The following is a 23,494-nucleotide window of genomic DNA, read 5'->3' as shown; positions in this document are numbered from 1 at the left end:
CTCGAACGCGCAGCGAAACCGCGGAAGCCGCGTTTTTCGAGGCACGGGCCCGCCACGCGGTGTGCTCTACCCTCGGTTGGGTGACCGAGGGTTATCCCGACCAGTGGGAGGCCGACGTCGTCCTCAGTGACGGCGGAACGGCCCATCTGCGGCCGATCAGGCCCGAAGACGCCGACCTCCTGCGCGTCTTCTACGCGCGCCTGTCGCCCGAAACGATCTACTACCGGTTCTTCTCGCCGCGGCCGCGGCTCACGGAGCGTGAGATCGAGCACTTCACGTCCGTGGACCATGATCGGCGGGCGGCGCTGATCGCGACGATCGCGGGGGAGATGGTGGCGGTCGTCGGCTACGAGACGCTGCCGGACCGCCCGCGGACGGCCGAGGTCGCGTTCCTGGTGGAGGACGCGCACCAGGGCCGCGGGCTGGGCGCGGTGCTGCTGGAGCACATCGCGGCGGCGGCGCGGGAGCGGGGCCTGGCCCGGTTCGTGGCGAGCGTCCTGCCCGACAACCGGCGGATGACGCGGGTGTTCCGGGACGCGGGGTACCGGGCGGAGCAGCGGTTCGAGGAGGGCGTGATCGAACTCGTCCTCGACCTGGAGCCGACGGAGACGTCGGTGGAGGTGACGTCGGCGCGGGAGCACCGGGCGGAGTCCCGCTCGATCCAGCGGCTGCTGTTCCCCCGGTCGGTGGCGGTGATCGGCGCGAGCCGCGCGGAGCACAGCGTGGGCCAGACCGTGCTGCGGAACCTGCTGGGCGGCGACTTCACGGGCCCGGTGTACCCGGTGCATCCGACGGCGATCGCGGTGGCGGGGGTCCGGGCGTACGCGTCGGTCCTGGAGATCCCGGACGATGTGGACCTCGCGGTCGTGTCGGTCCGGAAGGCCGCCGTCCAGGACGTCGTGGAGCAGTGCGCGGGGAAGGGCGTGCGCGGCCTGGTCGTCGTGTCGTCCGGCTTCGGCGAGACGGGCGCGGAGGGCCGGGCGAGCCAGGAGGAGCTGGTCCGCCTCGCCCGCGCGTACGGGATGCGGGTCGTCGGCCCCAACTGCCTCGGCATCGCCAACACCGACGCGGACGTCCGGCTGAACGCGACCCTGGCGCCGACCATGCCCGGACGCGGCCCCGTGGGCTTCTTCTCGCAGTCGGGCGCGCTCGGCATCGCGATCCTCCAGCGGACGGCGGAGCGCGGCCTCGGCCTCTCCACGTTCGTGTCCGCCGGGAACCGCGCGGACGTCTCGGGCAACGACCTGATGCAGTACTGGGAGGAGGACCCGGCCACCAAGGCCGTCCTGCTCTACCTGGAGTCGCTGGGCAACCCGCGCAAGTTCGCGCGGCTGGCCCGCCGGCTGGGGCGGCGCAAGCCGATCGTCGCGGTCAAGAGCGGGCGCAGCACGCAGGGCATCCCGCTCGGCCACGCCGCGCAGGCGCTGAGCCTGCCCGACCACGCCGTCAGCGCGCTATTCGCGCAGGCCGGCGTGATCCGGGTGGAGGACCTGTCCGAGCTGTTCGACGTCGCGCAGCTGCTCGCCTACCAGCCGCTCCCGGCCGGCGACCGCGTCGCGATCATCGACAACTCCGACTCGCTGGGGCTCCTCGCGCAGGACGCCGCGGTCGCGCACGGCCTGGCGGTGCGGCCGCCGGTCGACCTGGGGCCGAGCGCGGGCGCCGACGAGTTCGAGGAGGCGCTGGCGAAGGCGCTGCGCGACGACGAGGTCGACGCGGTCGTCGTGCTGTTCACCCCGCCGACCATCGGCGGCTACGACGTCCGGGTCCCGCAGCAGATGCTCCGGCTCGCGGCGTCCGGCGACAAGCCGATCGTCGCGACCTATCTGGGCCTCAAGGGGATGCCCGCCGAGCTGCGGGTCACCGGGCCGGACGGGATGCCCGCCGAGGGGTCCGTGCCGTCCTATCCCGCGCCGGAGGACGCCGTCCGCGCCCTCGCGTACGCGGTCCGGTACGCGCAGTGGCGGCAGCGCCCGTCGGGGCGCGTCCCGGAGCACGAGGACATCGACCGGCACCGCGCCCGCGCCCTCGTCACGGGCTGGCTCGCGGACGGCGGGCCGGTGGAGGCCACTCCCGCGCAGGCCGCCGAGCTCCTCGCCTGCTACGGCGTCGAGGTCGTGGACGCGCCGCGCGGCGGCGTCCCGATCCGCGTCGTGGCCATGGAGGACCCGTCGTTCGGCTCGATCGTCTCGTTCGGCCTCGCCGACGAGACCGCCGCGCTCCTCGACGACCGGGCCTACCGGCTCGCGCCGCTCACCGACGTGGACGCGGCGGAGCTGGTCAGGGCGATCCGCACGGCGCCGCTGCTGCTCGGCCATCGCGGCGCCGAGCCGGTCCACGTGCCCGCCCTGGAGGACCTCCTCCTGCGCGTATCGCATCTCGCGTACGACCTGCCGGAGACCGCCCGCCTGGAGCTCGACCCCGTGATGGCGGACGGCTCGGGTGTCACCGTCCAGCGCGTGCAGCTGACCCTGAAGCGCCCCCCGGGTCCGCGGACGGAACTGGCGCCCCGCCGCCTCCGCTGAGCGGGGGCGTCCGGGCAAGGGCCGGGCGCAGCCCTCTCAGCTGGGCGGCCCCGGGGAGGGCGCCGGCGTCGGCGGGACCGGGTCCGGTGCCGGTCCCGGCGGTGTGGGCTCGGGTGGCGGGCCCGGTGGAATCGGATCGGGTGCCGGGCCGGGCGGCACCGGGCCGGGAGGCTGCGGCGCGGGCTTCGGCGGCTCCATCGGCGGCACCAGGGGCTCCGGGGCGGGCGCCGGGTCCGGGGTGGGCGGCGGCACCGGGCGCGGGTGCGGCAGCGGATCTTTCTCCATGTCCTCCCCCTACCCCGGGGAACGCCCCGGCCATCACACCGTGTCCGGGGCCGTCATGTGCGCGGCCCGCCCCGGACAGGGCAGGATGGGACCATGAGGGAAACCCGAGCGACCGGCCACGGCCTCCGCACGGCCATCGAGCGCAGCGGCTACTACCCCGCCCTGGTGGCGGACGCGGTCGAGTCGGCCATCGAGGACGAGCCCGTCGTCGCGTACGTGGTGCACCACGAGGCGACGTTCGATCCCGCGATGGAGGTGCGCCGGCACGTGACCGTGCTGGTGCTGACCGCGGGCCGGCTGCTGGTGTGCCACACAGACGAGCACCCGCCGGGCGAGGGGGTGGCGCAGCCGCACGCGTCCACGACGACGGAGGCGGTGAAGCTGCACCGGGTCCAGTCGGTGGCGGTGACCCGCGTCGTCCCCGACCCCGCGTCGTACGTGCCGGGGATGCCGCCGACGGAGGTCGTCCTGACGATCGGGTGGGGCGCGATCGCCCACATCGACCTTGAGCCCGCGACCTGCGGCGACGAGAGCTGCGACGCCGACCACGGCTACACCGGCAGCGTGACCGCCGACGACCTGTCGCTGCGGGTCAGCGAGGCCGCCGACGGCGCCGAGGCGGTCGCGAACGTGCTGGCGTTCGCGCGGGAGCTCTCCGCGGCGACGGCACGGTGACGGCCGCGCCGGAGGCCCCCCGCTACGGGACGGGCGCGCTCGCGGACCTGTCCGCCTCGGTGCTGGGCGCCCTCGGGGTGCCGGACGCCCGGAACGTCCTCGACCTCCCGGTCCTGCCCCGCGTATGCGTCCTGATCGTGGACGGGCTCGGCTGGGAGCAGCTGCGCGCCCACCCCGACGAGGCGCCGTTCCTGAACGGCATGGACGGCACCTCGCTGACGGCCGGGTTCCCCGCGACGACGGTGACGAGCCTGGGGTCGCTCGGGACGGGCCTCCCGCCGGGCGGGCACGGCCTCCTCGGCGTCCAGGTCGCGCTTCCCGGCACCGGGCGGCTCATCAACTGCCTGCGCTGGGAGGGCGAGGTCGACCCGGCGGCGTTCCAGCCCGCCCGGACGGTGTACGACCGGGCCGCGGCGGCGGGCGTCGAGGTCGTGTACGTCGCGAACGGCCTGTACCGGGGCACCGGGCTGAGCGTCGCCACCACCCGCGGCGCCGCGTACGAGCCCGCGAACACCCTCGGCCAGCTCGTGGGCCGCGCCGAGGCCGCCCTGCGGCGCGGCGACCGCGCCTACACGACCGTCTACCACGCCGACCTCGACTCGACCGGGCACCGGTACGGCGTCGCGTCCGCCGAATGGCGGCACCAGCTCCGTTTCGTGGACGTCCTCGCGCAGCGGCTCGCGGCCGTCCTGCCCGCCGGGTCCGCGCTGCACGTGACGGCCGACCACGGCATGATCGACCCGTCCGAGCGCGTCGACGTCGACACGACGCCGGAGCTGGGCGCGGGCGTGGCGCTGCTCGGCGGCGACGCGCGCTGCCGGTACGTGTACGCCGAGCCGGGCGCGCGGGACGACGTCCTGGCGGCCTGGTCGGCTCTCCTGGGCGACCGCGCGTGGGTCGTGTCGCGGGACGAGGCGATCGGCGCGGGCTGGTTCGGCCCGATGGCGCCCGGGATGGCGGAGCGGATCGGCGACGTCGTCGCCGTCCCGCACACCGGCCTCGCGATCGTCGCGACCGAGCGGGAGCCGTGGCTGACCCGGATGGTCGGCATGCACGGATCGCTCGTGCCGGCGGAGCTGCTCGTCCCGCTGCTGACCGTGACACGCCCCTGACGCGTGCCCGGCCGGCCGTCTTCCGCCGCGTAAGCTGCGGACTCGTGATCGACCCGACTTCGCCCCTCCCTAATCGGGGCGACCCCGGTCAGACTGGCGATGTGCACCCTCTCATCGAAGCGGCCGCGCTCGCCCCGCTGCTCCGGCGGCGGCCCGTGCCGGTCCTGCTGGACGTGCGGTGGCATCTGGCGGGGCCGCCGGGGATCGAGTCCTACCGCAAGGGCCATCTGCCCGGCGCGGTCTTCATCGACCTGGACCGGGACGTGGCCGGGCCGCCCGGCCGGGGCGGGCGGCATCCGCTGCCCGAGCCCGCCGTGTTCGAGGCCGCGATGCGCGGCGCCGGCGTGTCCGCGGACGATCTCGTGATCGTGTACGACGACGCCGACTCGACCGCCGCCGCGCGGCTGTGGTGGACGCTGCGGTACTTCGGGCACGACCGCGTCCGCGTCCTGGACGGGGGCTACCGCGCCTGGTCGGGCGCGGGCCTGCCGGTGACGACGGCGGAACCCGACGTGAAGCCGGGCTCGTTCATCGCGGCTCCGGGCGGCCTTCCCGTCCTCGACGCGGACGGCGCCGCGGCGGTCGCCGCCGCCGGGGTGCTGCTGGACGCCCGCGCCGCCGAGCGGTACCGGGGCGAGCAGGAGCCCGTCGACCCGGTCGCCGGGCACGTGCCGGGCGCGAAGAACGCCCCCACGTCCGGCAACGTCGGGGTGGACGGGCGCTTCCTGCCCCCGGAGCTCCTGCGTGAGCGCTTCGCCGGACTCGGCGCCACCGACGCCATCGACGTCGGCGCGTACTGCGGCTCCGGGGTGACCGCCGCCCACGAGATCCTCGCGCTGACCCTGGCCGGCATCCCCGCCGCCCTGTACGTGGGTTCGTGGTCGGAGTGGGTGGCCGACCCGAACCGTCCCGTCGCCGTCGGAGACGGCTGATCAGTACGCCCGTCGGAGACGGCTGATCGGTACGCCCGTCGGAGACGGCTGAAGTCACCGTCAGCCCGCGCCGAACGGGGCGAAGCCCGCCACGCCGTGCGAGTGCGGTGCCGCCGCCAGGGCCCGCGCCGGGCTCTCACCGCGGCGGAGGGCGGTGTGGAAGGCGGTCATGAACGCCGGGGTCGCGGCGTCCCGGACGGGGGTGACGCTCGCGATCACCGTGGCGGTGCCCAGGGACAGCAGGACGCCCGCCATGCCGAGGAGCGCGTCGCCCTCGTCGGCGCGCCCGGTGTCGCAGGCCGACAGGACGATCAGCTCCGGCGGGCGGGTCACGGCCTCCAGGTCGTGCACCATCAGCGGGCCGTCGGCCAGGTGGAGGCGGGAGAAGAGCGCGTTGCCCCGGTGGAACTCCCCGTGCGCGGCGATGTGCGCGACGGACGCGCCGTCGAGGGCGTCCCGGACGGTCTCGGCGCGCGCGGCGGCGCCGTCGAGGACGCGGGCCGCCGGGTAGAGGGCGCGCAGGGCCGCGATCTCGCGGTCGGCGTGGTGGAGGCCCGGACCCGCGACCAGGACGGCCTCGCCCGCCGGAGGGCGCGCGGCGCGGGCGTGGAGCCACGCGGCCGCGGACGGCGTGAGCGTGAAAGGCCGCCCCGCCAGCGACGGCAGGACCGCCCACGGTAGCCCGTGCAGGGGGCCGGTGGGGGCGATGACGAGGTCGCGGTCGCCGATGTCCCGCGCGAGGGGGCCGAGGAGCATGCCGTCCAGGTGGGCGGCGGAGTGCGCGAGCCCGGCGGCGGCCTGCCGGTCGTCCCGCGCGGCCAGGGCGCGCAGCGCGAAGCGGAGCGTGGCGATCGCGCGGACCGCCGGGGCGGCCGGGCCGAGCTCGTGGCGGCGCATCCGGCCGCCCGCGAGCGTCACCGCGTGCAGGGAGGCGCCGACGGAGATCAGCTCGATCAGCGCGCGGCCGTCCAGCGCCGCCAGCAGCTCCGCCGCGCGCAGCGGCCGGCGGGACGGGCGGCCGGGGCGGAGCCGCGTCCTGGCGGTGACCCGCTCCTCCAGCCGGGCGATGTCGGCCGCGAGGAGGGGAGGCCCGTCCCGCCCGCTCAGCACGCGCAGGGCGGTGAGCGCGGCGGCGCGCTCGGGGTCCGCGGGCGGCCGGACGGCGGTGGGCCGCAGCACCGCGCGGCGGTGCTCCTCGACGGCGAGCAGCTCCAGCGGCGACCGGGCGAGGCCGAGGCCGAGCGCGGCCAGCTCGCCGGCCAGCCCTGCGGCGCGCGCCCGCAGGTCGAGCGCGCCGAGCGCCTCCGCGTGCTCCTCGGTGACCCGCAGACCGGCCCGGACCGCCGCGACCGCGCCCCGGCCGTCCCCCGCGACGGCGCGCTCCAGCGCGAGGGCGTGCCAGGACGCGATGCGCGTCGCGGCCGGGCCCGAGTCCCGCCGCACGGACGCGAGCAGATGCCCCGCCGGACGGCCCGTCTCCAGCGCGACCCGCGCGGCGATGATGCGGGCCTCCGCCGCGGCGTCGGGCCGGCCGTGCGCGGCGAGCCGCCCGGCCGCGGCGGTCGCGGCGGCGAGCAGGTCCGCCGACCGCTCCCCGGCCGCCCAGCGCGCCTTGAGCCGGACGTGCTCGCACAGCGGCACCCACCCGGCGCGGTCCTGCGCGGCGAACGCGGCGCGCGCCCGCTCCGCCGTGGCCGCCGCCCGCGCCGGTTCCCCGTCGGCGAGCTCGGCGTGCGCGAGCAGCAGCAGGCCGTCGGCGACGTCGCAGCCGTACCCGTGCGCCGCGACCTCGTCCAGGGCCCGCCGCAGGACGGGCCGCGCCTCACCCGGCAGGCCAGCCGCGATCAGCGTCTCGGCCCGGTCGAACCGGCACTGCGCCAGCCGCTCCCCGCCGAGCACGGCCTCGGCCTCCGCGTGCAGGCGCAGCGCGCGCGGGACGTCCCCGCGCCGCGCCACCACGAACGCGAGGTTGCCGCGCGCCATCGCCGTCTGGTGGTGCAGGCCCGCCGCCTCGCCGACCGCGACAGCCTCGGCCAGGGCCTCCTCCGCGCCCGCGTGATCGCCGCGCAGCGCGCGGGCCAGCCCGAGGTTCGACAGCAGCCCGTTCAGCGCCGCCGGATCGTGGCCGCGACGCAGCCGGGGCAGCGCCCGCACCGCGACCTCGTGCGCCTCGTCCAGGCGGCCCGCGCGGGCGAGCGCGCACGCGGTGTTGGCCGCCAGCCGGTCCGCGTCGGGTCCGCGCAGGACGTCCCGCGCCCGCGCGGCCTGCGCCAGCGCGGACGCGACGTCGCCGCGCGCCGTGAGCAGGCCCACGAGGTTCATCCGCACCTGCGCCGCCGCGTACCCGGCGGCGAGGCCGAGGGCGCGGTCGAGATGGGCGATGCCCTCGTCCAGGCGTCCGAGCTCCTTGGCCGCGAGGCCCGCGACGCGCAGCGCGATGACCCGCTCGCCGCGGGTCGCGGCGTGCTCCAGCAGTGTCAGCGCCCGGACGTGGGCGGTCGGCGGGTCCATGGCGGCCAGCCACAGCAGCGCCCGCTCCCGGGGATCGGTCACGGGGCCGCTCACAGGCGCAGCCAGCTCGTCACGGCCGACGACCCGTCCGGCAGGGCGAACGCGAGGCTGACCAGGCCCTCCGGCACGCTCGGCAGGTGGAACAGGCCGGCCGGGTCGGCGCCGGTCCGCACCGCGCCGAGGCCCAGCCGCGGATGCCGCACGCTCACCTCCGCCGCCGCGCCCGGCACCAGCCGTCCGGTGATCTCCCGCATCCGGCCGATCGCGTCCACCTCCAGCTCGACGGCGACGTCCGCGCACGTGAACGTCAGGACGCGCGACCGCCGCCCACCGCGCAGGCCCGCCGTGCTCGGCGGGCGGTCGCCGGACAGCTCCGCCAGCGCCGCGTCCGGCGTCCGCCACGCGAGGGCCCGGCGCCCCGCCGCGAGGACGGCCGCGGGTACGGGGTCGAGGGCGTCGAACGCGGCGCGCACGGCCGCGAGGTCGCCGTCATCGTTCACGGGTGAGCCTCCGCAGCGACATGAGGCAGCGCTGCCGCGTCGGCCCGACGCTGCCGGGAGGGATCTGCAGCGCCGCCGCGAGCGCGGCCTGGGTCGGCGCGACCGCCGACAGCCGCAGCAGCACCCGGCAGCGGTGGGGGAGCGCCTGCAGCGCGGCCGCGACCCGGGCGACCCGGTCGCGGGCGAGGACGACCTGGTCGGGCCCCAAGGCGGACGGCGTGGACGGCACCGGACCGGGCAGTGGCGCCCGGCGCGCCGCCGCCAGCCGCCGGCTCTCCCGGCGCGCCGTCGCGGCCAGCCACCGTCCCGTCGCGGACGGGTCGCGCAGGGTGTCGATGCGTTCCACCAGCCGCAACCACGTCGTCTGCACCGCGTCGCCCGCGTCGGCGTCGCCGAGGCCGTGCGCCCGCGCGATCGCCCACAGCAGCGCGCTGTACCGGTCGACCAGCCCGGCCCACGCGGCGTCGTCGCCCGCGCGGGCCCGAGCGGTCAGCTCGTCCGTGTCGTCATCCTCCGGTCCCACGACGCATCACCCTAGAGCCGCGTGACCTTCTGGACACGGACAGTTATCACATCGTGCTCAACCGAGGACGACGACCCCGAGGCCGGGCAGCGCCCGCCCCGCCGGATCGAGGACCCGGTCGGCCGCCGTGACCGCGTCGACGTCCCCGCACGCGATCTCCCGCGCGATGCGCCCCGCGACGACCGGCGCCGCGAACGACGTCCCGCTCCACACGGCGAACCCGTCGAAGCGCTCTCGCCCCGCCCCCGCGGCCCCTTCCGTGCCATCCGCTCCTTCCGCGTCCACCGCCCCATCCGCGTCCACCGGTCCCTCCACGTCCTCCGCGCCATTCGGGTCCGCGGCGCCCACCGCCGCCCCCGCGGGGCGGTTCGGGTCGTCGAAGTGGACGAAGCTGCTCGTCACGTCCACGCCCGGCGCGCAGGCGTCCACCCACCAGCCGTGGTTGGAGAAGGCGGCGCGGTCGCCGCCGTCGAGCGCCGCGACGCCGACGGCGTGCTTGAGCGCGGCGGGCCAGAACGGGCGGTCGGTCCCCGTGTTGCCCGCGCACGCGACCACGGCCGTCCGCCGGCCGAGCCGCGCGATCGCCTGCGCGAGGACCGGGGACGGCCGGTCGTCGAAGGTGTGGCAGCCGAGTGAGAGGTTGATCACGTCCACCGGGCCGAGGGACGCCAGCGCCGCGATCACCCCGGCCTCGTCGCCGACCCCGTCCCCGCCGAGGACGCGCCGGATCCGCAGCCGCGCCGACGGGGCGTGCCGCAGGACGACGCCCGCGACGAACGTGCCGTGCCCGGCCTGGGCGTCCAGCGCGAAGTCCAGATCGGCGTCAAGGACCTCCGCCGCGCCGGCGGGCACCTCGGCGAACCACGGCGTGTCCGCGAACCACGGGTGCGGCGCGAGGCCCGTGTCGAGGATCGCGACGGTGACCGCGCGCCGCGCGGGCGCGGCCCGCGGTCCCGGCACGGGCGCCGCCGGGCGCGGCCGGTCGGCGGGGCCGCTCCACCACATCGGCTGGCCGTGCACGAGATGGTTCGGCGCGACGCTCAGCCGCCGCCGCCGCCCCTCACCGCCGAGCGCGGCGGCCAGCTCGCACACGTCCACCTTCGCGGGCGGCCGCAGCCGCAGCCGCGTCATGCCGTGCTCGTCGTGCCGCGCGTCGCACCACCGGCGCACGCGCTCCTGCGCCGTGTCCGCGTCGTGCGCCGCGACGAGGATCTGGTCGCGGCGGATCAGCGCGGGACGCCCCGGCAGCGGCTCCACCACGACCGCGTCGGGGTGCCGCGAAAGCAGCCGCTCCAGCCGTGCCTGCTGATCGAACATCCGGTCCTCGCTCTCGCGTGCGGTGACCGCTCCCGCACCCATGGTGCCCGGGACGCGCCGCCGCGGCGGAGGGAACGGGAACACCCGGCCGCTCTCTCCCGCGCGCTCGCTCCGCCGGGGCGGGAGCCCTCAGTGTGGACCGCCGGGTGGTGCGACCGGGGCCGATGATGCACAATGAGGGACGCGGACGCCGACTCTGGGACGTACGAGGCCGTAGGGGAAGACGAGCCTCGGTACAGATCCAGGAGGTCCGGTGACCGCACGTGGCGTTTTCTACGTCCACTCCGCGCCACCTGCGCTGAGCCCGCACATCGAGTGGGCGGCCGCAGGTGTTCTCGGCGTGCCCGTTTCCCTTGAGTGGGCCGATCAGGCGGCCGCTCCGGGGACGCTGCGCGCCGAGCTTCATTGGGAGGGCAGGCCGGGCACCGCTGCGGGCATCACCTCCGCGCTGCGCAACTGGAAGATGCTGCGCTTCGAGGCCACCGAGGACCCGACTCCGGGCAGCGACGGCGCCCGGTTCAGCTTCACGCCGTCCCTCGGCGTCTTCTCGGGCGTCATCGGAGCCAACGGCGACATCATGATCCCCGAGGACCGGCTCCGCTCCGTCATGGCGAACGCGGCCGTCGGCAAGACGACCCTGGAGCACGAGCTCGACCGCCTCCTCGGCACCCCGTGGGACAACGAACTCGAGCCCTTCCGCCGCGCCGGCGACGGCGCCCCCGTCCGCTGGCTCCACGCGGCCGTTTGAACGCGGTACCGGCCCACTGCGCTCGCCCGGCGGCTCGCTTCGTGACCGTTCCCGGGCGAACGCGGCATCGCTTCGCGCGGGGCTGAGCAGCTTGGACAGGGCTTGGTGCAGGTGTCCGTCCGGCCCGGCCCTGAACGCGGACGGCCCGGTGATCCCTCGGGGGATCGCCGGGCCGTCCGCTTCGTGGTTACAGCGCTCGCTCGAAGGCGACGGAGACGTTGTGGCCGCCGAAGCCGAAGGAGTTGTTCAGGGCGGCGGCGGGGCCGTCGGCGAGCTTGCGGGGCTCGCCGCGGACGATGTCCAGGTCGGCCTCGTCGTCGAGGTCCTCGAGGTTGGCGACGGCGGGGATGACGCCGTCGCGCAGCGCGAGGATCGTGAACAGCGACTCCAGGGCGCCGGCGCCGCCGAGCAGGTGCCCGGTCATCGACTTGGTGGCGGTGATGGCGGCGCCCGCGGCGGCCTCCTCGCCGAGGCCCGCCTTGATGGAGGCGAGCTCGGCGACGTCCCCGGCGGGCGTGGACGTGGCGTGCGCGTTGATGTGGACGATGTCGGACGGCTGGAGGCCCGCGTCGACGAGCGCGCGGCGCATCGCCTTGGCCTGGCCGGCGCCGGTCGGGTCGGGCAGCACGATGTCGAACGCGTCGCCGGAGTAGCCGCAGCCGGAGGCGATGCCGTGCACCTTGGCGCCGCGGGCGCGGGCGTGCTCCTCGGATTCGAGGATCAGCACGGCGGCGCCCTCGCCGAGGACGAACCCGTCGCGGTTCTTGTCGTAGGGGCGGGACGCGCGGGTCGGCTCGTCGTTGCGGGTCGACATGGCGCGCATCGCGCCGAACGACGCCATCTGCAGCGGGTGGATGCAGGACTCGGTGCCGCCGCAGATCACCACGTCGGCGCGGCCGGTGCGGATCATGTCGATGGCGTAGCCGACGGCCTCGCCGCTGGACGCGCACGCGCTGACCAGGGCGTGCGAGCCGGCCATCGCGCCGAACTCGATGCCGACGTGCCCGGACGCGCCGTTCGGCATCAGCATCGGGACGGTGAACGGCGAGACCCGCGACCAGCCCTTCTCGCGGTACACGTCGTAGCTGTTCAGAGCGGTGTGGAGGCCGCCGATACCGCTGGAGACGACGACGCCGAGACGGTCGCCGTCGACGAGGAAGCCCCCCTCGACCCCGGCCGGCTCCTCGCCCTTCTTGGGCTTGCGCACGGTCGGCGGCGCGAAGCCCGCGTGCGTCCACGCCTCGCGGGCCGCGATCAGCGCGATCGACTGGTTGCGGTCGAGACGGCGCAGGACCTGCTTCGGCATGACCTCGGACGGGTCGACCTTCAGCGTCGCGGCGAACCGGACGGGCAGCTCTTCGACCCCCTCCCATTCGAGCGGGCGGACACCGGACTCGCCGGCGAGCAGGGCGGACCAGGTCGACGGCACGTCCCCGCCGAGCGGGGTGGTGGCCCCGAGGCCGGTCACGACGACGGTGGTCTTGCTCTTGCTCATGCTGGGTGCTCCTTGCGAACGGAGGGGGGAGGTGGAACGGCGCGCCGCGGCCCCGGGCGGTGGCGCGCCGCCCCCGCGTCTCAGCCCTGCAGCTTCTGGACGAAGTTGATGACGTCCTGGACCGTCTTCAGGTTGCGCAGCTCGTCGTCCGGGATCTCGACGCCGAACTGGTCCTGGGCGGCCACCGCGATCTCTACCATCGACAGCGAGTCGATGTCGAGGTCGTCGATGAAGTTCTTCTCCGGCGTCACCTCGGACTTGTCGATCCCGACGATGTCGTCGATGATCGCGGCGAGGCCGTCGAGGATTTCCTGCTCGGTGGCGACTGCCATTTCTCGGGTTCTCCTTCTGGTGGGTTGGTCCAGAGCAGCGGGCGCGGGCGCCTACGGGATCTGGATGACTTGGGCAGCGTAGGCCAGCCCGGCGCCGAAGCCGACCAGGAGGGCCGGGGCGCCGGACGGCACGTCGCCGCGTTCGATCATGCGGGACATGGCGAGGGGGATCGAGGCTCCGGAGGTGTTGCCGGAGTGGACGATGTCGTCGGCGACGACGGCGTTGGTCGCCTTCACCTTGCGGGCGATGGCCTCGATGATCCGCAGGTTGGCCTGGTGCGGGACGACGGCCGCGAGCTCCTCGGGCCGGACGCCGGCGCGCTCGCAGGCCTCCAGGGCGACGGGCGCGATCGCGCTGGTCGCCCACCGGAACACGGCCTGGCCCTCCTGCCGGATGAACGAGTGCCGGTCCGCGATGGCGATCTTGTCGGACTGGTCGCCGGCGCTGCCCCACACGACGGGGCCGATGCCGGGCGTCTCGCTGGCGGTGACGACGGCGGCGCCCGCCCCGTCCGCGAAGATGATGCAGGTCGACCGGTCGGTCCAGTCGATCCACTGGGACATCTTCTCCGAGCCGATGACGAGCACGTTGCGGGCCGTCCCGGACCGGATCGCGGCGCTGGCGGTGCCGAGCGCGTAGCAGAACCCGGCGCAGGCGGCGTTGAGGTCGAACGCGCCGGGCGCGTGGATGCCGAGGCGGTGCGCGACGATCGCCGCGTGGGCGGGCATCGGCGTCTCGGCGGAGCACGTCGCGAGGATGACGAGGTCGATGTCGGACGGGTCGAGCCCGCTGCCCGCGAGGGCCTTGCCGCCCGCGTGGACGCCGAGTTCGACGATGCCCTCGTCGTCGCCGGCGATGCGGCGCTCGGCGATGCCGACGCGGCTGCGGATCCACTCGTCGTTGGTGTCGACGGCGGCGGCGAGATCGTCGTTGGTGACGACGCGGGCCGGCTGGTAGTCGCCGAACGCGAGGATGCGGGCACCGCCCACGGTCTCGGGGACGCGCAGTCCGCCGCTCACGACGCGTGCGCCTTGATCAGCTCGCGCGCCTTCTCGAGGTCGTCCGGGGTCTTGAGGGCGAGCAGCTCGACGCCCTTCAGCTCGCGGCGGGCGAGGCCGGTGAGGGTCCCGGCGGGCGGCAGCTCGATGATCGCGGTGACGCCGATCTCCCGCATCGTGGCCATGCAGGCGTCCCAGCGGACGGGGGCGCTGACCTGCTCGACGAGCCGGGCGACGAAGTCGCGCCCGGACGTGACGACGGCGCCGTCCCGGTTCTGCAGCAGCGTCGCCCTCGGGTCGGCGACGGGCGCGCCGGGCGCGAGCCGCCGGAGGGTGTCGACGGCGGGCGCCATGTGCTCGGTGTGGAACGCGCCCGCGACCGACAGCGGACGCAACCGGGCCTTCGCGGGCGGCTCGTCGGCGAACGCGGCGAGCCGGTCCATCGAGCCGGCGGCGACGACCTGGCCGGCGCCGTTGACGTTGGCGGGGGTGAGGCCGTGCTTGTCGATCGCGGCGAGGACCTCGTCGGCGTCGCCGCCGAGCACGGCGGTCATGCCGGTCTCGGTGACGGCGGCGGCCTCGGCCATGGCGCGGCCGCGCTCCCGGACGAGCACCAGCGCGGCCTCGGGGGTCAGCACCCCGGCGATGGCGGCGGCGGCGAGCTCGCCGACGCTGTGACCGGCGACCGCGTCGGGGGCGCCGTCCTCGAACAACGCCTCGGCGGCGGCCAGCGCGGCGGCGACGAGCAGCGGCTGCGCGACGGCCGTGTCGCGGATCTCCTCGGCGTCGGCGGACGTTCCGTACCGGACCAGGTCCAGACCCGTGACGGCGGACCACCAGGCCAGCCGGTCGGCGACTCCGGGTAGCTCTGACCATGGCTGCAGGAAGCCGGGGGTCTGGGCGCCCTGGCCGGGCGATGCGAGGAGGATCACGCCGCCCAGCCTGCCGCCAACGCCACCCCCGTGCCGATGCCGTGCAGTACGAACTTTCGCCACAAGGGTTTGTGAAAGACCTACAAGGCGCGTCCGGCGAACCGGCCGAGGGCCAGCGCGATGCGGAGGGTGAACGCGTTGCGGCCGTCCGTGGGCGCGAGGCCGGTCAGCTCGCTGACGCGGCGGAGCCGGTACCGCACGGTATTGGGGTGGACGAACAGCAGCCGCGCGGTGGCTTCCAGCGACGACCCCTGCTCCAGGTACGTCGTGAGGGTGTCGAGCAGCGGCGCGCCCGCGGCGAGCATGGGGTTGTAGACACTGTCCACGAGGTAGCGGCGCGCCTCGGCGTCGCCGTCGAGGGCCCGCTCCGGCAGCAGCTCGGCCGCGAGGACGGGTCGGGGCGCGTCCGGCCAGCCGGCGGCGGCGCGCAGCCCGGCGACGGCGGCGTGCGCGGAGATGGTCGAGTCGTACAGGTCCGCGACCCGGGGGCCGACGACGACGGGACCGGGCCCGCACTTGGCGGCGATGGGGCGGGCCGCCTCCAGCGGGTCGGTGTCGCCGCCGACGATGACGATGACCCGGCGGCCCTGGACCCCGGCGAGGACGTCGGCGCGGGCGCGGCGGGCGGCCAGCTGCATCTGGTCGATGGTGACCTCGGGCTCCTCGTCCTCGGGCGTGAACCCGGCGATGACCGTGACCGGCTTGGACGACCAGCCGAGCGCGGCGGCCCAGGAGTGCATGCCGTCGTCGACCTCGCCGCGCAGGACGGCGTTGACGACGAGGGCCTCCAGCCGGGCGTCCCAGGCGGCGCGCGTCTCGGCGGCGCGCGCGTACACCTGGGCGGCGCCGAACGCCACGTCCCGCGTGTAGCGGAGGATCGCCACGCGGAGCTGCTCCTGCCCGCCGGGCGCGGCGAGCTCGTCGAGCCGCGTCTCCACCACCTCGATGATCACCCGGATCATGTCGATCGTGTGCTGCAGCTTGATGGAGCGCAGCAGCTCGCGGGGGGCGGTGCCGAACACCTCGCCCGCGATGGCGGGCCGGGTCTTCTCGTTGTTCTTGAACCACTCGACGAACGCGGCGATGCCCGCCTGCGCGACGAGGCCGATCCAGGAGCGCTGGTCCGGCGGCATCCGGCGGAACCAGGGAAGCTGCTCTTCCATGCTGGTCAGCGCGGCGGTGCCGAACGTGCCCATCGCCTTCTCCAGGCGCTGGGTCGTCAGCTCTCTGATCTCGGCCTCAGTCGTGGTGTCCACCCCCACAGAGTGCCATCCGGGGCGCGGTGACCCGTCCTGGAGTGACAAAAAGCGTCAGTGGTCCATTACCTTGACGGGTGCGCCGAGGGCGATCCCGGCGAGGTTGCGCAGCGCGGTGGACCCGGGGCGCAGGTAGCCGCTGTGGGGGCCCTTCCCGGCATCGAACCGCAGGGCGCCGAACCCGGGGGAGACGGGGTCCGCGCCGAGGCCGAGCCCTGCCACCCGGACGTGCGGGACGTGCGCGATCCAGTCGCCGTCCGACCGGCCGGCCCAGACGCGGGCGCCCGCGCGGAGGGCGGCGGCGCTGGGGAACGTGGTGCCCGGACTGCCGAACAGGGCGATGTCGTCGACCGGCAGGGACCGGACGTGCCGCGCCGCCTTCCCGCACACGACCCCGCCGTAGCTGTGGCAGAGGAGCGCGAGGCGGGCGTTCCCGTTGACGCGGTGCACGCCGGTGAGGAACCGGGTCAGCGCGCGCGAGCCGTCCGCGGCGGCCGAACCGGTCAGGACGCGCGTGCTCCGCGTGGACGGCGACGCGTACCCGAGCCACGCGACCACGGCGAGCCGCGTCCCGCCGCCGGCCTGCCGGTGGAGCGCGCGGGCGCCGCCGCCGGCGAACTTCGCGTCGTCGAAGACGGTGATCGTGTTGTCCGCGCCGGGCACGAGGACGGCGATCCGGTCGGCGCGGGCCAGGTCGCCGATGACCTCGACGACCCGTCCGCCGCCGCGGGCGTCGAACGCGAGGAACCGGCGGCCGGGCGCGCGGAGGGCCGCCAGCGCCCGGACCCGCGCCGTGTCGCCGATCCGCTCCGCGGTCGCCTCCGCGCGGCCGATCTCCCGTCCGGCGGCGGCGTAGCGGGCGTCGAGCGTCGCGGCCGACAGCTCCGGCACGGGCGCCGGCGGCGCGTACGGCTCGTCCCGGCCGGCGCTCCCGTTGGCCGATCCCACCGCGAGGAGGACGACGGTGGTCACGATCCTGCGCAGGCTCGGCATCGGCGGAGGCCCTCCCCTGGTCGGTGTCTGCCCCTCAGAAAGTTAGAGGCCGGAAACCCGGCAGGAGATCACTCTGCGGAGCGGTCATTTTCGTACCGCCCCGGTATGACGCGGGCGCGGGCCGGGATGACACCGGGGCCGCCCCGTCCGGGTACGGTGCCGAACGTGGAGCCTGTCGAAGCGCTGCGCCGCATCGCGTTCCTGCTGGAGCGCGCGCACGAGCCGACCTACCGCGTCCGCGCGTTCCGGACGGTCGCGGGCGTCGTCGAGGGCATGTCCCGGGACGAGCTCGCCGACCGCGTCCGGGAGGGCACGCTGACGGCGCTGCCCGGCGTCGGGAAGGTCACCGCCCTGGTCATCGAGGAGGCGCTGCGCGGCGAGACCCCCGTCTACCTGCGGCGCCTCGAGGCCACCGAGGACGAGCCGCTGGACGAGGCCGCGGCCGCCCTGCGCGCCGCCCTGCGCGGAGACCTGCACACCCACAGCGACTGGTCGGACGGCGGGTCCCCGATCCGCGAGATGGCCGAGGCGGCCCGCGCGATCGGCCACGAGTACATCGCGCTCACCGACCACTCGCCCCGGCTCAAGGTCGCGAGCGGGCTGTCGGCCGACCGGCTGCGCCGCCAGCTCGACGTCGTCGCGGAGCTGAACGGGGAACTGGCTCCGTTCCGCATCCTGACCGGGATCGAGGTCGACATCCTTGACGACGGGTCCCTCGACCAGGACCCCGACCTCCTCGGCCGGCTCGACGTCGTCGTCGCGAGCGTCCACTCCAAGCTCCGCATGGACCGGGTCGCGATGACGAAGAGGATGGTCGCCGCGATCGCGAACCCGCACGTGAACGTCCTCGGCCACTGCACCGGACGCATCGTCAAGGGCGGCGGCCGGCGCGGCGCCGTCCGCCCCGAGTCGGAGTTCGACGCCGAGCTCGTCTTCGACGCCTGCGCCGCCTACGACGTCGCGGTCGAGATCAACTCCCGCCCCGAGCGGCTGGACCCGCCGAAGCGGCTCCTGCGCATCGCCTACGAGGCGGGCTGCCGATTCTCCATCGACTCCGACGCGCACGCCCGCGGCCAGCTCGACTGGCAGCCGAACGGCTGCGAGCGCGCCGCCCGCTGCGGCGTCCCCGCCGACCGCGTCGTGAACACCCTCCCCGCCGACGACCTCCTCGGCTGGACGAGGGGCTGACCGCGCCGGGACTGTCGGAGGCGGGGCGTACGGTCGGCGCGTGAACCGCACCGACCGCTTGTACGCACTGGTGGAGGAGCTGCGCGCCCGTGCGCCGCGCCGGGTGAGCGCCCGGGAGCTGGCGGCCCGGTTCGAGGTGAGCGTCCGCACCATCGAACGCGACATCGGCGCCCTCCAGCAGGGCGGCGTCCCGATCTTCGCGGACGTCGGCCGGGGCGGCGGGTACACGCTCGACAAGAGCCGCACGCTGCCGCCGCTGAACTTCACGCCCGCCGAGGCCGTCGCGGTCGCCGTCGCGCTCGGCCGCGCCGACGGCGCCCCGTACTCGTGGGCCGCCCGCACCGCGCTGCAGAAGATCGTCGCGGCGATGTCGGCGGCGGACGGCGCGTCCGCCCGCAGCCTCGCCGGCCGGATCCGGTTCGTGACGCCGCTGGGCGCGCAGGCGCCGCCCTCGGTGCCCGCCGTCCTGGAGGAGGCGGTGACCGCGCGCCGCGTCGTCCGCCTCGGGTACGTCGACGGGGAGGGCCGGGAGACCGAGCGCGACGTCGAGCCGATCGCGTTCACGTCCCTGAACCTGAGCTGGTACCTGGCGGGCTGGTGCCGGCTGCGCGAGGCCCGGCGGATCTTCCGGATCGACCGCGTGGCCCGTGCCGCGCTGCTCGACGAGCACGCCCCCGAACGCGTCGTCGACGACCCCGGGGACCGCCTCCGCGACTACGCCGTGCGACCGCTGGAATTCGTCTAGAAAGCCCCGGAAACACCGACACAGGGTTGTCGCGGACCTCCCGGAAGCTGGCTCCCGTACCCGAACGGCACACCATCTCCGCAGGAGGAACGCCATGACCGTCCCCGCCTTCAACACCGTCGCCTGGTTCCAGGTCGGCACCGACGCGCCTGCCGAGGCCCGCCGCTTCTACGGCGAGATGTTCGGCTGGAACATCTCCGTCGACCCGGACGTCGACGGCTACGACCTCATCAACTACCCCGGTTCGCCCGAGCCGGTGGGCGGCATCCAGCACAACGCCGACGCGTCCGACAACCACGCCATCTTCATCGTGCTGGTCGAGGACGTGGACGCCGCCTGCGCCGAGACCGAGCGGCTCGGCGGCAAGGTCGCCGTCCCGACGCAGAGCAACCAGAACGGCCTCCGCTTCGCCTACCTGGACGACCCGTCGGGCAACCGCTTCGGCGTCTTCACCCCTCCTCCGGCCCAGGGGTAGCGGCCTCCTGGAACCCCTCGTCACAGTCGAGGGCGTCCTCACCGCGCGCGCCGGCCGCCTGCTCCGTCCGCGCGGTCCCGTCGTCCGGCGGGTCGTGCGGCCTGCGTGCCCTGGAGGGCGCGCAGGCCGCACCACCCGTGACCGGGGTCGGGCTTCCCGGGCGACTACGCCTCTCCGCCCGTGTTGCTCTCCCGGCTGCCGACTCCGCCTGCGAAGACGGCGCTGACGTCGGCGTCGAGCCGGTAGCGGTCGATCGCCTGGTTGAGGGTCTCCGGCTTCACCTCGCCCTGGCGCGCCAGCCGCGTGAGGACGGCGAGGACGATCGACGCCGCGTCCACGTGGAAGAAGCGGCGGGCGGCCGCGCGGGTGTCGGAGAAGCCGAACCCGTCGGTGCCGAGCGCGGTGAAGTCGCCCTGCACCCAGGGGGCGATCTGGTCCGGCACGGCCCGCATGTAGTCGGAGACCGCGACGATGGGCCCCGGCGCGCCGTCCAGCGCCTGTGTGACGTACGGGACGCGCTGCCCCTGGTCGGGGTTCAGCATGTTCCATTCGTCGCAGGCGCGCGCCTCGCGGGCGAGTTCGTTCCACGAGGTGGCCGACCACACGTCGGCGGCGACGCCCCAGTCCTCGGCGAGCAGGCGCTGCGCCTCCAGGGCCCACCGTCCGCCGACGCCGGACGCGAGGATCTGCGCGCGCGGCGCCTGCTCGTTCGCGGCGACGGCGTCGGGCGCCGCCCGGTACCGGTAGAGGCCCTTGAGGAGGGCGTCGACGTCGAGGCCCTCCGGCTCGGCGGGGTGCTGGTACGGCTCGTTGTAGACGGTGAGGTAGTAGAAGACGTTTTCACCGTCCGGGTGCTCCTCGGACGAGCCGTACATGCGGTTCAGCGCGTCCTTGACGATGTGGGCGAGTTCGAACGCCCAGGTCGGGTCGTAGTGGACGCAGGCCGGGTTGGTCGCGGCGAGCAGCGGGGAGTGCCCGTCGGCGTGCTGGAGGCCCTCGCCGGTGAGCGTGGTGCGTCCGGCGGTGGCGCCGAGGAGGAAGCCGCGGCCCATCTGGTCGCCGAAGGCCCACATCTGGTCGCCGGTCCGCTGGAACCCGAACATCGAGTAGAAGATGTAGACCGGGATCATGTGCTCGCCGTGCGTCGCGTAGGCGGTGCCCGCGGCGATGACGGAGCCCATCGAGCCGGCCTCGCTGATGCCCTCGTGCAGCATCTGGCCCTGCTCCGACTCCTTGTAGGAGAGCAGGAGCTTGCGGTCGACGGCGTCGTAGGTCTGCCCGTGCGGCGAGTAGATCTTGGACGAGGGGAACAGCGAGTCCATGCCGAACGTCCGGTACTCGTCCGGGGCGATGGGGACGAACCGGGCGCCGATGTTCTCGTCCTTGATCAGGTCCTTGAGCAGCCGGACGAACGCCATCGTCGTCGCGATGTTCTGCTTGCCGGACCCCTTGCGCAGCTCGGAGTAGACCGGGTCGCCGGGCAGCTTCAGCGGCTTGGCGCGCACGACGCGCCGCGGCAGCACGCCGCCCAGCGCGGCCCGCCGCTCGCGCATGTACTGGATCTCGTCGGAGTCCTCGCCGGGGTGGTAGTAGGGCGGCAGCGGCGCCTCCAGGGCCGAGTCGGGGATCTCCAGGTAGAGGCGGTCCCGGAACTCCTTCAGCTCGGCCTTGGTGAGCTTCTTCATCTGGTGGGTGGCGTTGCGGGCCTCGAAGTCGGAGCCGAGCGTCCAGCCCTTGATGGTGTGCGCGAGGATCACGGTCGGCTGGCCGACGTGCTCGCGGGCCGCCTTGAACGCGGCGTACACCTTGCGGTAGTCGTGCCCGCCGCGCGACAGCTTGCGCAGGTCGTCGTCCGACAGATGCTGGACGATCTTGCGCAGCCGGGGGTCGTCCCCGAAGAACTTCTCCCGGATGTACTCGCCGGACTCGACGGTGAACGTCTGGAACTGGCCGTCCGGCGTGGTGTTCATCTTGTTGACGAGGACGCCGTCGACGTCCTGGGCGAGGATCGGGTCCCAGTCGCGGCCCCAGATGACCTTGATCACGTTCCAGCCGGCGCCGCGGAAGAACGACTCCAGCTCCTGGATGATCTTGCCGTTGCCGCGGACCGGGCCGTCCAGCTGCTGGAGGTTGCAGTTGACGACGAACGTGAGGTTGTCGAGCTCCTCGCGGGCGGCCAGGCCGATCGCGCCGAGCGACTCCGGCTCGCCCATCTCGCCGTCGCCGAGGAACGCCCACACGTGCGAGCGGGACGTGTCCTTGATCTTGCGGTTGTAGAGGTAGCGGTTGAACCGCGCCTGGTACACCGAGTCGATCGCGGTCAGGCCCATCGACACCGTGGGGAATTCCCAGAAGTCCGGCATGAGCCGCGGGTGCGGGTACGACGACAGGCCGCCGCCGGGATGCGACCGCTCCTGCCGGAAACCGTCCAGGTGGGTCTCCTGCAGGCGCCCCTCCAGGAACGCGCGCGCGTAGATGCCGGGAGCGGCGTGCCCCTGGATGAACACCTGGTCGCCCGACTCGCCGTGGTCCTTGCCGCGGAAGAAGTGGTTGAAGCCCACCTCGTACAGGGACGCGGCGGACGCGTAGGAGGCGATGTGCCCGCCGACGCCGAGCTCGGGACGGTTCGCCCGCGACACCATGATCGCGGCGTTCCACCGGATGTACGCGCGGATGCGCCGCTCGACGTGCTCGTCGCCCGGGAACCACGGCTCGTGCTCGGGCGGGATCGTGTTGATGAAGTCGGTGCTGCGCAGGCCGGGTACCCCCACCTGCAGCTCCCGGGCACGTTCCAGGAGCCTCAGCATCACGTAGCGCGCCCTGCCGCGGCCCTCGGTCTTGATGACCGTGTCCAGCGATTCCAGCCACTCCCGGGTCTCGTCCGGGTTGATGTCGGGCAGCTGGCTCGGCAGGCCGTCGCTGATGATCGAATAGCGTTGACGTCCGGAAGCCACGGGATCCCCTCTGCGCTCACGGTGGTGCCGGCGGGACCCGCGGCCGCCGCTCGGGGGGCCGGTCCCGTCCCGCGGACGGCTGGTGGCCGTCCTCCTCGTTGATCCATCGTCGCCGTTCGTGGCGGCTAACGCATCTCTACCCCTCGGTAACCATTGTTCCCGCCAGAGCGGGTACCGAGCGGATGAGACGCGCTCGTACCGGACGCGCCGAACACGCCGGTTGGGGGAGTGATGAACGCGGACATCGGAGACCGCCTGCACGTCCACGGCACCGTCGTCGGACAGGCGGATCGGCTGGGCGAGATCATCGAGGTGCGGGGGCCGGACGGCGACCCGCCCTATCTGGTCCGGTTCGACGACGGCCACGAGGCCCTGATCTACCCGGGCCCGGACGCCGTCGTCGAGCACGCGGGGGGCCTGTCGCGCTAGCCCGTCCGGGCGCGGCGATCCGCGCACCGCCGTCCCGGGGTAGGCGGGCCCGTACCGGGGTACACCGGTGATCATGCAGAGCACCGTGGTCCGGGTGACCACCGGTCCACAGGAGACCGTGCACGACGTCACCGCCGAGTGCGCGCGGTTCGCCGCGTCCGCCTGCGGTGACGGCGTGCTGCACGTGTTCGTGCCGCACGCCACCGCCGGCGTCGCGATCCTCGAGCTCGGCTCCGGCAGCGACGACGACCTGCTCGCCGCGCTGCGGGAGCTGCTGCCCGCCGACGACCGCTGGAGGCACGCGCACGGCTCGCGTGGCCACGGCCGGTCACACGTCCTGCCGGCGCTCGTCCCGCCGTACGCGACCGTCCCGTTCCTGGACGGGCGGCTCGCGCTCGGGACCTGGCAGTCGATCGCGCTCGTCGACCTCAACGTCGACAACCACGACCGCGAGGTCCGGCTCTCGGTGCTGCGGGGGTGAGCGTGGCATCTCACAGTGTGCGAAGGTACGGAGACGTTCTTCTCCGTATTCGGGCCAATGGGCCCACCAAAAGCCGTGCAGACACTT

21 protein-coding genes are annotated in these 23,494 nt (G+C 74.8%); 10 read left to right on the top strand and 11 right to left on the bottom strand.

Features of this window, described 5'->3' with window-relative positions; translation table 11 throughout:
* The first annotated feature begins 80 nt into the window (after window positions 1–80).
* The 4 genes from IE99_RS0109820 to IE99_RS0109805 all read left to right on the top strand — a co-directional run bounded on the left by IE99_RS0109820 (window position 81) and on the right by IE99_RS0109805 (window position 5,529).
* On the top strand, window positions 81–2,525 hold the full coding sequence (locus IE99_RS0109820; protein ID WP_030167053.1) for a bifunctional acetate--CoA ligase family protein/GNAT family N-acetyltransferase: 2,445 nt from the start codon (window positions 81–83) through the stop codon (window positions 2,523–2,525).
* A 378-nt stretch (window positions 2,526–2,903) separates the two neighbouring features.
* Complete coding sequence (locus tag IE99_RS0109815) at window positions 2,904–3,485, top strand: DUF5998 family protein (protein ID WP_030167050.1); 582 nt, start codon at window positions 2,904–2,906, stop codon at window positions 3,483–3,485.
* Entirely contained in the window at window positions 3,482–4,597 is a 1,116-nt protein-coding gene (locus IE99_RS0109810; RefSeq protein WP_030167047.1) for an alkaline phosphatase family protein, read from the top strand. Before IE99_RS0109815 ends, IE99_RS0109810 begins: the two co-directional genes overlap by 4 nt.
* Before the next feature lie 101 nt (window positions 4,598–4,698).
* Entirely contained in the window at window positions 4,699–5,529 is an 831-nt protein-coding gene (locus IE99_RS0109805) for a sulfurtransferase (protein ID WP_030167044.1), read from the top strand.
* Between the two features lie 60 nt (window positions 5,530–5,589).
* Here the strand turns inward: IE99_RS0109805 and IE99_RS0109800 are convergent, their stop codons facing one another.
* From IE99_RS0109800 to IE99_RS0109785, 4 genes are read right to left on the bottom strand one after another with little or no spacing between them, the layout of a single operon-like run.
* Window positions 5,590–8,082: a CHAT domain-containing protein gene (locus IE99_RS0109800; RefSeq protein WP_245623134.1), complete on the bottom strand. Its 2,493-nt coding sequence runs from the start codon at window positions 8,080–8,082 to the stop codon at window positions 5,590–5,592.
* A gap of 8 nt (window positions 8,083–8,090) precedes the next feature.
* Complete coding sequence (locus IE99_RS0109795) at window positions 8,091–8,540, bottom strand: hypothetical protein (RefSeq protein WP_030167039.1); 450 nt, start codon at window positions 8,538–8,540, stop codon at window positions 8,091–8,093.
* A complete protein-coding gene (locus tag IE99_RS0109790; protein ID WP_030167036.1) occupies window positions 8,530–9,063 on the bottom strand; it encodes an RNA polymerase sigma factor in 534 nt (177 codons plus the stop codon). The genes IE99_RS0109795 and IE99_RS0109790 overlap by 11 nt, the downstream gene beginning before the upstream one ends.
* A gap of 57 nt (window positions 9,064–9,120) precedes the next feature.
* Window positions 9,121–10,380 (bottom strand): S8 family peptidase, encoded by a 1,260-nt coding sequence (locus tag IE99_RS0109785; RefSeq protein WP_157610174.1) that lies wholly within the window; start codon window positions 10,378–10,380, stop codon window positions 9,121–9,123.
* 253 nt (window positions 10,381–10,633) lie between these two features.
* On the opposite strand from IE99_RS0109785, the gene IE99_RS0109780 reads away from it, so the two are divergent.
* Window positions 10,634–11,128 (top strand): DUF3145 domain-containing protein, encoded by a 495-nt coding sequence (locus IE99_RS0109780; protein WP_030167030.1) that lies wholly within the window; start codon window positions 10,634–10,636, stop codon window positions 11,126–11,128.
* Between the two features lie 187 nt (window positions 11,129–11,315).
* Here the strand turns inward: IE99_RS0109780 and IE99_RS0109775 are convergent, their stop codons facing one another.
* From IE99_RS0109775 to IE99_RS0109750, 6 genes are all read right to left on the bottom strand, one after another.
* Window positions 11,316–12,623 (bottom strand): beta-ketoacyl-[acyl-carrier-protein] synthase family protein, encoded by a 1,308-nt coding sequence (locus tag IE99_RS0109775; RefSeq protein WP_030167028.1) that lies wholly within the window; start codon window positions 12,621–12,623, stop codon window positions 11,316–11,318.
* Between the two features lie 80 nt (window positions 12,624–12,703).
* Window positions 12,704–12,955 carry an acyl carrier protein gene (locus IE99_RS0109770; RefSeq protein ID WP_030167026.1) on the bottom strand — a complete coding sequence of 84 codons (252 nt, stop codon included), beginning with the start codon at window positions 12,953–12,955 and terminating at the stop codon, window positions 12,704–12,706.
* A 51-nt stretch (window positions 12,956–13,006) separates the two neighbouring features.
* The gene (locus tag IE99_RS0109765) at window positions 13,007–13,975 is read right to left on the bottom strand and encodes a beta-ketoacyl-ACP synthase III (protein WP_425423809.1); all 969 of its coding nucleotides are present in this window, start codon (window positions 13,973–13,975) and stop codon (window positions 13,007–13,009) included.
* Window positions 13,972–14,886, bottom strand: a complete 915-nt coding sequence (locus tag IE99_RS0109760) for an ACP S-malonyltransferase (protein ID WP_030167022.1) — start codon at window positions 14,884–14,886, stop codon at window positions 13,972–13,974. Before IE99_RS0109760 ends, IE99_RS0109765 begins: the two co-directional genes overlap by 4 nt.
* 80 nt (window positions 14,887–14,966) lie before the next feature.
* Window positions 14,967–16,142, bottom strand: a complete 1,176-nt coding sequence (locus tag IE99_RS0109755; RefSeq protein ID WP_030167021.1) for a PucR family transcriptional regulator — start codon at window positions 16,140–16,142, stop codon at window positions 14,967–14,969.
* Window positions 16,143–16,196: 54 nt separating this feature from the next.
* Window positions 16,197–17,135 (bottom strand): alpha/beta hydrolase, encoded by a 939-nt coding sequence (locus IE99_RS0109750; protein ID WP_030167019.1) that lies wholly within the window; start codon window positions 17,133–17,135, stop codon window positions 16,197–16,199.
* A 165-nt stretch (window positions 17,136–17,300) separates the two neighbouring features.
* Here IE99_RS0109750 and IE99_RS0109745 point away from each other — a divergent pair, with 165 nt between their 5' ends.
* The 3 genes from IE99_RS0109745 (at window position 17,301) to IE99_RS0109735 (ending at window position 19,543) form a co-directional block, all read left to right on the top strand.
* A complete protein-coding gene (locus IE99_RS0109745) occupies window positions 17,301–18,323 on the top strand; it encodes a PHP domain-containing protein (RefSeq protein ID WP_030167017.1) in 1,023 nt (340 codons plus the stop codon).
* A 40-nt stretch (window positions 18,324–18,363) separates the two neighbouring features.
* Window positions 18,364–19,068 carry a helix-turn-helix transcriptional regulator gene (locus IE99_RS0109740; protein WP_051712323.1) on the top strand — a complete coding sequence of 235 codons (705 nt, stop codon included), beginning with the start codon at window positions 18,364–18,366 and terminating at the stop codon, window positions 19,066–19,068.
* Window positions 19,069–19,162: 94 nt separating this feature from the next.
* Window positions 19,163–19,543, top strand: coding sequence for a VOC family protein (locus tag IE99_RS0109735; RefSeq protein WP_030167010.1), 381 nt, complete (start codon window positions 19,163–19,165; stop codon window positions 19,541–19,543).
* A 164-nt stretch (window positions 19,544–19,707) separates the two neighbouring features.
* On the opposite strand, the gene aceE is transcribed toward IE99_RS0109735, so the two are convergent.
* Window positions 19,708–22,497: a pyruvate dehydrogenase (acetyl-transferring), homodimeric type gene (aceE, locus tag IE99_RS0109730; protein ID WP_030167007.1), complete on the bottom strand. Its 2,790-nt coding sequence runs from the start codon at window positions 22,495–22,497 to the stop codon at window positions 19,708–19,710.
* A gap of 231 nt (window positions 22,498–22,728) precedes the next feature.
* Here aceE and IE99_RS0109725 point away from each other — a divergent pair, with 231 nt between their 5' ends.
* Window positions 22,729–22,926, top strand: a complete 198-nt coding sequence (locus IE99_RS0109725) for a DUF1918 domain-containing protein (RefSeq protein ID WP_030167003.1) — start codon at window positions 22,729–22,731, stop codon at window positions 22,924–22,926.
* 73 nt (window positions 22,927–22,999) lie between these two features.
* Entirely contained in the window at window positions 23,000–23,407 is a 408-nt protein-coding gene (locus IE99_RS0109720; RefSeq protein ID WP_030167001.1) for a secondary thiamine-phosphate synthase enzyme YjbQ, read from the top strand.
* Window positions 23,408–23,494 lie beyond the last annotated feature (87 nt).

Origin of the sequence: Spirillospora albida (assembly GCF_000718255.1) — a bacterium.
GTDB lineage: Bacteria > Actinomycetota > Actinomycetes > Streptosporangiales > Streptosporangiaceae > Spirillospora > Spirillospora albida.
This window is presented reverse-complemented; position numbering and strand designations above follow the sequence as displayed.

Excerpts from the sequence above, each read along its gene's own strand:
- IE99_RS0109815 (WP_030167050.1), top strand. The coding sequence starts at position 2,904 with ATGAGGGAAACCCGAGCGACCGGCCACGGCCTCCGCACGGCCATCGAG.
- IE99_RS0109785 (WP_157610174.1), bottom strand. The coding sequence starts at position 10,380 with ATGTTCGATCAGCAGGCACGGCTGGAGCGGCTGCTTTCGCGGCACCCC.
- IE99_RS0109775 (WP_030167028.1), bottom strand. The coding sequence starts at position 12,623 with ATGAGCAAGAGCAAGACCACCGTCGTCGTGACCGGCCTCGGGGCCACC.
- IE99_RS0109770 (WP_030167026.1), bottom strand. The coding sequence starts at position 12,955 with ATGGCAGTCGCCACCGAGCAGGAAATCCTCGACGGCCTCGCCGCGATC.
- IE99_RS0109750 (WP_030167019.1), bottom strand. The coding sequence starts at position 17,135 with ATGCCGAGCCTGCGCAGGATCGTGACCACCGTCGTCCTCCTCGCGGTG.
- IE99_RS0109735 (WP_030167010.1), top strand. The coding sequence starts at position 19,163 with ATGACCGTCCCCGCCTTCAACACCGTCGCCTGGTTCCAGGTCGGCACC.
- IE99_RS0109725 (WP_030167003.1), top strand. The coding sequence starts at position 22,729 with ATGAACGCGGACATCGGAGACCGCCTGCACGTCCACGGCACCGTCGTC.
- IE99_RS0109720 (WP_030167001.1), top strand. The coding sequence starts at position 23,000 with ATGCAGAGCACCGTGGTCCGGGTGACCACCGGTCCACAGGAGACCGTG.